Source organism: Nocardia sp. NPDC006982 (assembly GCF_042869435.1).
Lineage (GTDB): Bacteria > Actinomycetota > Actinomycetes > Mycobacteriales > Mycobacteriaceae > Nocardia.
In genome coordinates, this window is the sequence record NZ_JBIAFV010000062.1 from 1 (window position 1) to 5,205 (window position 5,205).

Consider the following 5,205-nt stretch of genomic DNA (forward strand, 5'->3'; position numbering starts at 1 on the left):
AGTGGTCCATCTGGCGGCGACGCCACCAATACCGGGCACGGCAAGCCCACTACCAGCGACGACACCGATCACATAACTAAGTGCGGCTGGAGTACCTAGGCCGCTGACCAGCGAGTCGGTGCCCAATACCGCCTGGAAGTACTGGGGAATGGTGAAGAACAGACTTCACTCGGCGAAGTTAACCGCGACTACACAGACAGCGCCCCAAGGGAATTTGGGCGTAGCAGAGAGCTCAAGGTCGACTAGTGGTTGGGTTATGCGATGCTGCCACAGCGCGAACGGGCCGAACGCCAGCACGCCGGCTGCGATGGCGGTCCAGGGGGCCGGATCACAGAACACTCTGAGCAAACACACCGGTTTACGATGAACGCGACACCGCCACCTGCGACAGCGCACTGTTGCATGAGTATTCCCAGATGAGGGAATGCTTCGTTGCACTTTTTCAGCAACCGCCGTACCACTTTGGCATGCGCAAACACTCCGCGATCATCAGCACGCTTGGGGTGCCGTCCGAGGTATACGGCATGCACGGCGGTGTGGGCCGCGCGGAATATGCGGTACACGCACGCCGGTCCCAGTTCATCGGGCCCTGGGAAGCATTCGAGTGGTCACGGTTACCAGCTGGCGCAGTCAGCGGGGAACACCTACATACACGCACAGAGGAGCTCTACTTCATTCTTTCTGGCTCCGGCGAAATGGTATTGAACGGCACACCGCACGATGTCTCGGCAGGAGATGTAGTCGTCACTGGTGTCGGCGCGTCGCACGCATTGCGCAATACACACAGGGGCGCTGATTTGACATGGTTGGTGATCGAACTGCTGTCACCCGCGACCGCACAAGTTTTCAAGGAGGTTCACTCCGGTGACACGCACAGCATTGGTTTCGAAGATATCGGAGGAGTTGGCGTGACGGACGTACTTTCGCTGCGAGAACCCGGCACGATACCTTCGCTGCCGTTGTCAGGACCGATTGAGCAGATCAGCCGTCATCGGCTCGTCGGCGATGATTCGCTGACCTTGCGGACAACAGATCACGAATACGCCGTGTACGTGCTCGCTGGGACTGGGACCGTCCAGTTCGGAAGCACTATCAAAGTCGTCGAAAAGGACACGGCGATCTGTCTGCCGCTTGGCGAAGACGCGACATTCTGTCCGCACGGTGAGTCGTTCGAACTGTTTGTGGCGTCAATGGCCTTTCAGCCGAGATCCAAGGGAACACCATGATTATCAGCCCGCCGGGGCATGCGTCGAAGACATACTTTACCAATGCGGCCGAGAAAACTGTCATGGTACGCACGCCTTTTCGCAGGGGGCACGTTCACGCCGAATGCGAAGCGTTCGACATAGTTACCGTGTCGCCCGAGGTACGGTACGAGCCTGCGGTCGAAGGAACGGAGTCGGTCATCTTCGTCGCCAGCGGCTCGGCAACCGTCGCTATCGTGACGGTCAGCGGCACCAATGAGCACAAGGTCGAGTCCGGAGACGTCGTATCAATCGGCGACACCTCCGGGGCGCCCCAGGTAAGCACAAACTCTGGATGCGTGCTGCTGTGGTTCTCCCTGCATTCCCGTCGCGTGACAGAACATCTGCCGCCGCGTCGGCCGAGCCGCGATAACGGCACCGAGGAATAAGTAGCCATGACCGTTGCCCGTACCGTAGAACCCAGTGAGTACACCTGGCAGATGCAAGCTCACCAGGATGTAAGCTATCCAATTGTCTTAACCAACAATCTATTCCATCTGGATAATCCAGCACTAATCGAAGCGAGCGGTGGCGACAGATCTCGCAGGCTCTTCGTGATCGATGCCGAAGTGAACCGCATCTACGGGAATTCGCTCATCGAGTATCTCGACCATTACGGAGTGGACCACGAGATTCTCGCGGTCCCAGTGTCCGAATCGACGAAGAACTTGGAGACCGCCCAGCAACTAGCGCGCGAACTCGGTGCCTATGGGTTGCCGCGACGGTCTGTGTGCACGACAATCGGTGGGGGCGTCCTATTGGATGTGGCGGGCGTTGCCTTATCCCTGCTGCGCCGCGGCACACCATACATTCGTGTCGGCACCACATTGCTGGCGTTGGTTGACGCTGCGTTCGGCGTCAAGGTCGGGGTAAACGACGACGGCCACAAGAACCGCTTGGGCGCCTATTACCCGCCACAGGCCGCCCTGCTGGACCGCTCCTTCCTTGCAACCCTCCCGTCCCGACAGCTCGCCAATGGCGTCGGGGAGATCGTGAAGTTGGCCCTGATGATGGATTCGCGCCTATTCGAATTGCTGGAACAACACGGCAAGCGTGCGATCGACGAGGCATTCCAGCCCGGGACCGACGACGGGCCGGTCGCCGAGATACTGCGGGCTGCCGTGCAGCACATGCGAGACGAACTGGCCGACAACTTGTGGGAGCACGAACTGAGCCGCTTGGCCGACTTCGGGCACGCCGTCAGCCCCGTCTTGGAGATGCGCGCGCTGCCGGAGTTGTTGCACGGCGAGGCTGTCGCGATCGACATGGCACTGTTCACGGTCGTCGCCCAATCGCGCGGTCTCGGTCGCGGCGAGACCGACCGGATACTTCAGCTCATGCGCGACTTGGGCTTGCCGACCTATCATCGGCTGCTCAGTCGGTCGACGCTGCATGCGGCGCTTGTCGCCACGGTGGAACACCGTGATGGCAGGCAGCGCCTTCCGCTACCGATCGGCATCGGGCAGGCGACATTCGTCGATGACATCACCATCGACGAACTCGCGGACGCCGCCGACTACCTAGCGCACAACTGCGATATGACCAACGGCGGGGCATTTATGACGAGCCAGTGCAGCGACCAGGCCGGACTGCCACGATGACGTTCACGGATTCGACTGTGTCGGCGACCGCGGCGGTGGTAGAGATGCCAGGCGCGTCGTTTCGGTTCGAGGAGATCACCCTCGACGACCTGCGCCCCGACGAAGTGCGGGTCCGCATTCACGCCACCGGAATCTGTCACACGGACTTGAACGCGCAAGCAGGCAACACACCTTTCCCGACACCCGCGGTATTCGGGCACGAAGGCGCAGGGGTAGTCGAAGCTGTAGGTGCGGCCGTAACAACCCTGTCGCCGGGCACGCGGGTCGTTCTGAGCTTCACCTCGTGCGGCAGCTGCCAGCCATGTCGGGCCGGGCACCCGGTGCGTTGCCCACATTGGGGCGCTCTCAACCTGTGCGCAGGCAGCCGTCTCGACGGCACCGCTACTGTCCACCGCGACAACCGCCCTGTCCACGGTCATTTTTTCGGACAGTCCTCGTTCGCGACGCGGGTCGTGGTTAACGCGCGCGCCGCCATACCTGTATCGGACGACGTGCCGTTGTACATAGCGGCTCCACTGGGGTGCGGAGTGCAAACCGGGGTCGGCGCGGTACTGAGAATTCTGCGGCCGGTCGCGGGCAGCAGCATCGCAATCTTCGGCGTCGGCGCAGTCGGCCTTTCGGCACTGCTCGCCACCCGCCTCACCCCCGCAACGCGCGTCATTGCGATCGATCGGCAACCCCATCGACTTGCCATCGCCCATAAACTCGGCGCCGACGACGTCATCGACGCCCGGCAGGGCGATACTGCGGCCGCGATCCGTGATATGACCAGCGGTGGCGTGAACTACGCACTCGACACGACCGGGGACCCACGCACGTTGCGGGCTGCAGTCGACAGCCTCGCGATCGCGGGCATATGCGGGGTTATCGGCGCGGCCCCGGCAGGCACCGAAGTGCATTTGGACATGACGGCAATGTTGGACCGGGTACCGCACATCATCGGCATCAACCAGGGTGACGCCGATCCACGATCTTTCATCCCTGAGCTGCTCGATCTCTACCGCGGCGGGCGTCTTCCCTACGACAAGCTCATCACGCCATTTCCGTTTGCCGAAATCAATAAGGCCGCTCGAGCGGCAGCATCCAGTGCGGTGATCAAGCCGGTGCTTCTGTTCGATGTTGCGGATTGACGGGATGGGGTCTAATGAGTAACGAAGGTGGAGCCGCTCCCGCCGCAGTGCGGGACATCATGCACTCCGCATTTCTCGCCCGAGCACTGTATGTCCTTGTTCAGCTGGAGATTCCAGACTTGCTGGCTGCAGCAGGCCCCCTGTCTCGCGCCGAGCTGACCGATAGGCTGCTCGTCCAACCCGGCCCATTACAGCAGCTGTTGCGAGCGGGGGCGTCCACGGGACTCTTGTCCGCCGAAGACTCTCACGGTGTCACCCGATACTCGTTGACCGAAGCGGGGACCTGGCTGACCCAGGATCACCCGTCCGCCACCCGCGACTTGATCACCTGCTTCGAGGGCCCAATCTGGCGTGATTCTGTGACAGCACTTCCAGAACGCATCACGTGCGGACGGACCGGTCCCGAAATCGCCCACGGTGCACCGCTTTTCGAGTTGCTGAAAGCTGATCGTGATGCGGGTGCGTCATTCGACCGGCTGATGACCGCCCAACACGGCAATGAGCCCGCGGCAGTCGTGTCCGCGGTCGATCTCGGCTGGGCTGACTGGGCAGTGGATGTGGGAGGCGGAACGGGCGCTTTGCTGACACAGATGCTCAGTAGGTACCCGCGACTCGCCGGTACCCTGCTCGATCAGCCTGCCGTGATCGACCGTGCGCGTGAATTCCTTGCTCACTCCGACGTCAGCGACCGCTGTACGACGGTGGCAGGCGACTTCTTCCATCATGTTCCGCCCGGCGCGGACGTGTACGTTCTCTCGCACATCCTGCACGACTGGGATGATGACGATTGCCTGATGATCTTGCAGGCGTGCGCTGCGGCGATGGCCCAGCGAAGCCGCCTTCTGATCGTCGAGGCGATATTGCCAGACGACGACGGCGCGCCACATCCAGCACGCATGTTGGACCTTGTCATGCTCGCCGTCCTGGCCGGTCGAGAACGCACCCTGAGCGAATACCGGCGACTACTCGACGGCGCTGGTCTGAGTCTCCAACAAGTGTTGTCTACCGATGCGGCGATCTCCGTTCTGGAATGCGTCATTACGCCGCGCGAGGGTTTGGACAACGCCAGGACCGGGAGGCGAAGCGATCGGTGACCGACCCGCCGTGCCAGCGGACGCCGGATAATGGGTCTGGTCGGAATTTGATGATCGGGCGCGTGTCGATCCATCTGTCGCGCAGGCGGATCGGATATAGACGCAGTTCGTGGTGTTGGATGGTGTGGCGAAACAT

The 5,205-nt window shown here is 61.7% G+C and carries 5 protein-coding genes and 1 pseudogene; all 6 read left to right on the plus strand.

Annotated features, from left to right (window positions below):
* Window positions 1-416: 416 nt before the first annotated feature.
* Window positions 417-1,226: a cupin domain-containing protein gene (locus tag ACFYOW_RS49255; protein WP_387299060.1), complete on the plus strand. Its 810-nt coding sequence runs from the start codon at window positions 417-419 to the stop codon at window positions 1,224-1,226.
* Window positions 1,223-1,633: a hypothetical protein gene (locus tag ACFYOW_RS49260; RefSeq protein ID WP_387299062.1), complete on the plus strand. Its 411-nt coding sequence runs from the start codon at window positions 1,223-1,225 to the stop codon at window positions 1,631-1,633. Before ACFYOW_RS49255 ends, ACFYOW_RS49260 begins: the two co-directional genes overlap by 4 nt.
* Window positions 1,634-1,684: 51 nt before the next feature.
* Window positions 1,685-2,845: a sedoheptulose 7-phosphate cyclase gene (locus ACFYOW_RS49265; RefSeq protein ID WP_387299066.1), complete on the plus strand. Its 1,161-nt coding sequence runs from the start codon at window positions 1,685-1,687 to the stop codon at window positions 2,843-2,845.
* Between the two features lie 44 nt (window positions 2,846-2,889).
* Window positions 2,890-3,318: pseudogene (locus ACFYOW_RS49270) on the plus strand (alcohol dehydrogenase catalytic domain-containing protein); the annotation flags it as partial.
* Window positions 3,319-3,372: 54 nt separating this feature from the next.
* Window positions 3,373-3,975, plus strand: a complete 603-nt coding sequence (locus ACFYOW_RS49275; protein WP_387299068.1) for a zinc-binding dehydrogenase — start codon at window positions 3,373-3,375, stop codon at window positions 3,973-3,975.
* A gap of 14 nt (window positions 3,976-3,989) precedes the next feature.
* Window positions 3,990-5,069: a methyltransferase gene (locus ACFYOW_RS49280; protein WP_387299064.1), complete on the plus strand. Its 1,080-nt coding sequence runs from the start codon at window positions 3,990-3,992 to the stop codon at window positions 5,067-5,069.
* Window positions 5,070-5,205: the final 136 nt, after the last annotated feature.